Annotated in this window: 1 protein-coding gene; it reads left to right on the forward strand. The window is 74.3% G+C overall.

The annotated features are described in order from the left end of the window. Nucleotides 1-4,729, forward strand: a 4,729-nt coding sequence (locus Aco04nite_RS48425; RefSeq protein ID WP_213003913.1) for a type I polyketide synthase, incomplete at both ends; no start/stop codon positions are given.

Raw genomic sequence — 4,729 nt, forward strand, 5'->3', positions numbered from 1 at the left:
CGGCACGGTCCGGCTGCTGACCGGGCAGCGGGAATGGCCGGCCTCGGACACCCCCCGGCGCTCGGCGGTCTCCGCCTTCGGCATCAGCGGCACCAACGCCCACGTCGTCCTGGAGCAACCGGGCGCCGACGACACGGTCCCCGACCCGGCAAGCCGGCCGGCCCCGGCCCCGGCCGTACCGCTGCTGATCTCCGGGCACACCGGCGACGCCCTGCGCGCACAGGCCCGGAACCTGCGCGACCTCGTCACCGAAAACCCCGTCGACCTCGCCTTCTCCCTCGCCCGGACCCGTGCGGTCCTGCCCCACCGCGCCGTCGTGATCGATGCCGGGGACGGTGACCTGCCCGCTGCCCTCACCGCGCTCGCCGAGAACCGGCCACATCCCGCCGTCGTCACGGGCGACCCGGTGAACCCCGCGAAGACCGCGTTCCTCTTCGCCGGGCAGGGCGCACAACGGGCCGGTACGGGACGCGAGCTGTACTCCACCTACCCCGTCTACGCCGCGGCCTTCGACAACGCCTGCCACCACCTCGACGCCGGCCTCGACCGCCCCCTGGCCGCCCTGGTCCTCGCCGCACCCGGCACCCTGGAAGCCGCCCTGCTCGACCAGACCCGCTACACCCAGCCGGCCCTGTTCGCCGTCGAGGTGGCCCTGTGGCGCCTCCTGGACTCCTGGGGGCTGCGGCCCGCAGTGGTGGCCGGCCACTCGATCGGTGAGATCACCGCCGCGCACGTGGCCGGTGTCCTGTCTCTCGCCGACGCCGCCACGCTGGTGACCGCGCGCGGCCGGCTCATGCAGGAACTGCCCGCCGGCGGCGTCATGGTCGCGGTGCAGGCGGCCGAGGCGGACGTGCTGCCCCTGCTCGACGGGCGGTCCACCGACGTGGGCATTGCCGCCGTCAACGCACCGGACTCCGTGGTCGTCTCCGGCGCCGCGGACAGCGTGACGGCCGTCGTGGACCAACTGAAGGCGCGCGGGCACCGTACGAAACAGCTCGCGGTCAGCCACGCTTTCCACTCGCCGCTCATGGAACCGATGCTGGCCCGGTTCGGTCAGGTCGTGCGCGCGCTCACGTTCGTCCCCGCCCGGCTGCCCGTCGTGTCGACGGTGACCGGGACCGCCGGGACGGCGGCGACGTGGTCCGATCCGCAGTACTGGATCGACCAGGTGCGCCGGCCGGTGCGTTTCGCCGACGCCGTGAGCACCCTCGCCGGGCAGGGCGTCACCACATTCGTCGAGATCGGCCCGGACGCCGTCCTGACCGCTCCCGCCCGTTCGGTGCTCGATCACGGGGGAGGCGACGCGGCAGTCGTCGCGGTCCTGCGGTCGGGGCGGCCCGAGGCGCGTACAGCGCTCACGGCCCTGGCGACCGCCGCGGTCCGGGGCGCCCCGGCCGACTTCGCCGCGGCGTGCCCCGGCGGACGGCGGGTGGCACTGCCGACGTACGCCTTCCAGCGCGAACGGCACTGGCTGGAGCAGATCCCCCGGCCGGCCGGCACCGGCGCGGGGACCTCGGCCACCGGCCACCCCCTGCTCACCACCGGTCTCGACCTGGCCGCCGACGGTACCGCCGTGTTCACCGCGGAAATCCTTCCCGGCGCCGACGCGTGGCTCTCGGAGCACGTCATCGCCGGCACAGCGCTGCTGCCCGCGACCGCCCTGCTCGACATGGTCGCCCACGCCGGGCAGCTCCTCGGGTGCGACGTGGTCGAGGAGCTCACCGTCGCCGTACCCGTCGCCCTGCCGGCGGATGCCCCGCTCGTCCTGCAGATCCCGGTCGGCCTGCCCGACGGTGCCGACCGCCGGTCGTTCGAGATCTACGCACGGACCGGCGAGGACACGCCGTGGGTGCGACACGCGGCGGGCACGTTCGCCGGAGACGGCGCCACCGCGGAGCCGGCACCCCTGTCGCCCTGGCCGCCGGCCGGTGCCACCGAGACCGATCTGACGGACACCTACGATCGGCTCGGCGAGCAGGGATACGGATACGGCCCGGCGTTGCAGAACCTGCGGCGGGTCTGGCGGTCCGGCGCCGAGGTGTACGCCGATGTGGCACCGGCCACCCTGCTCGACGGCGGCGCGTTCACGGTGCATCCGGCGCTGCTCGACGCCGTCCTGCATCCGCTGCTGCCGGGTGTTGCCCTCGACAGTGGCCGGTCGTGGCTGCCGTTCTCCTTCGCCGGGGTGCGGCTCCACCCCGGCGGGGCTACCGGGCTGCGGGCCCGGCTGACCGTACGCCACGAGGACACCGACACGCTCACCGTCGCCCTGAGCGTCACGGACGAGCAGGGCAACCCCGTCGCCACCGTCGAATCCCTGACGCTGAGACCGCTGTCGGCGGTGGCCGTGCGCGACTCCGCCTCCGGGCTGTCCCGAGTGGAGTGGATCCCGGCGGAGGACCTGTCCGGTGCGGAGCCGGGCGTCCCCCTCGTGCTGGAACCGGAGCCCACCCCGGCGGACGCGGTCCTGGCCCTGCTCGACAGCGGTACTGTCCCGCCACCGATCGTGGTGATGCCGCTCGTGTCCCCGGCCCCGGAACCCGACCTCCCGGCGGCGGCCCGGGCCGCCACGGCTCGGACGCTGGACCTGGTGCGACTCTGGCTCTCGGACGAACGGCTGCAGGACAGCAGGCTGGTCCTGGCCACCCACCGCGCGATCGGTGCCGGTAGCGACGCCCCCGCGGACCTCGTGCACGCGCCGGTCTGGGGCCTGGTGCGCTCGGCGCAGTCGGAGACACCCGGCCGGATCGTCCTGCTGGACACCGACGACCTGACGACGCTGCCGGCCGACGCTGCCGGCGTCGCAGCGGCGGGGTTCCCGGCCGCCGCTGTCCGGCGCGGACAGGTCCTGGTGCCCCGCCTGGCACGAGCCTCGGCTATCGCCGGCACCGCAACGTGGCCGGCGGACGGCGCCGTGCTGATCACCGGCGGCACGGGCGGGCTGGGCGCGGTCGCTGCCCGGCACCTCGTGCACCGCCACGGCGTGACCCGGCTCGTGCTGGTGAGCCGGAGCGGCGCCGACGCCCCCGGCGCCGGCGCCCTGCGGCAGGAACTCGAGGCCGCCGGGGCACGGGTGTGGGTGGAGTCCGCCGACGTCGCGGATCGGCGGTCACTGGCGGCGGTCTTCGCCGGGCTGCCCCCGGACGTCCCGGTACGCGCCGTGATCCACACGGCGGGCGTCCTCGACGACGGTGTTGTCGGATCGCTGTCGCAGCAACGGCTGTCCCGGGTTCTGCGGCCGAAGATCGACGGGGCATGGCACCTGCACGAGCTGACCCGTGACCTCGAGCTGACCGCGTTCGTGGCGTACTCCTCGATCGCCGGTCTGCTCGGCACGGCCGGGCAGGCCAACTATGCCGCCGGCAACACGTTCCTCGACGCGCTCATGCAGCACCGGCACGCCGCCGGTCTGCCCGGTCTCTCTCTCGCTTGGGGGCTGTGGGAACAGGACAGCGGCATCAGCGGGCACCTCGGTGACACCGACCGCAGACGCATCGACCGCTACGGCCTCCTGCCGTTGCCCTCCGGCGAGGCGATGGAGCTGTTCGACGCCGCCACCTCGGGAGAGTCCGCGCTGCTCGCTGTCACCCACTTCGACACCGTGGCCCTGCGGGACCGGGGCGAGGACCTGCCCGAGCTGTTGCACGGGCTGGTGCCGCCCCGGCGCCGGCGCCGGACGCCGGCGGGCGCGAATCTGGCGCGCCGCGTCGCCGGGATGTCCCCGGACGAGCGCACCCGGCTGCTGACGGGCCTGGTGGCCGCCCAGGTCGCCGTGGTTCTCGGGCACACCGGGGCGGCCCGGGTCGATCCGCGCCGATCGTTCCAGGAGCTCGGGCTCGACTCGCTCACCGCCGTGGAACTGCGCAACCAGCTGAACACCGCGACTGGCCTGCGACTGCCCACCACAGTGGCCTTCGACCATCCGACGGTGGCCGCTCTCGTGGCCTTCCTGGAGACCGAACTGACCGTCGCCCCGGTCGTCGCCGGCACACCGCCGCCGGCGGTCCCCGCCACGGCCGGTGAACCGATCGCGATCGTCGCGATGGCGTGCCGGTTCCCGGGCGGTGTGGTGTCGCCCCAGGGCCTGTGGGATCTGGTCGCGTCCGGCGGCGATGCCGTCGGTGACTTCCCGGTGAACCGGGGCTGGGACCTGGAGGCGCTGTTCGATCCGGATCCCGCCGCGACCGGGCATTCGTACTGCAGGTCGGGGGGTTTCCTGCACGACGCGGACCGTTTCGACCCGGAGTTCTTCGGGCTGTCGCCCCGGGAGGCGCTCGCGACCGACCCGCAGCAGCGGCTGTTGCTCGAGTCGGCGTGGGAGGTCCTGGAGCGTGCCGGGATCGACCCCGTGAGCCTGCGGGGAAGCCGTACCGGCGTCTACACCGGGCTGATGTACCACGACTATGGCACCGACCTGTCCACGATCCCCGCCGAGCTGGAGGGATACCTGGCGAGCGGCAACGCCGGCAGTGTCGCATCAGGACGCATTTCCTACACTCTCGGGCTCGAGGGCCCGGCGGTGACCGTGGACACCGCGTGCTCGTCGTCGCTGGTCGCCCTGCACCTGGCCGCGAACGCGCTGCGGGCCGGCGAGTGCGACCTGGCCATGGCCGGTGGCGTCACGGTCATGGCGACGCCGCGGGCCTTCGTGGAGTTCTCGCGCCAGCGGGGCCTGGCACCCGACGGCCGGAGCAAGTCGTTCGCAGCGGCCGCGGATGGTACGGGTTGG

Source organism: Winogradskya consettensis (genome assembly GCF_018332715.1).
Taxonomy (GTDB): Bacteria; Actinomycetota; Actinomycetes; order Mycobacteriales; family Micromonosporaceae; genus Actinoplanes; species Actinoplanes consettensis.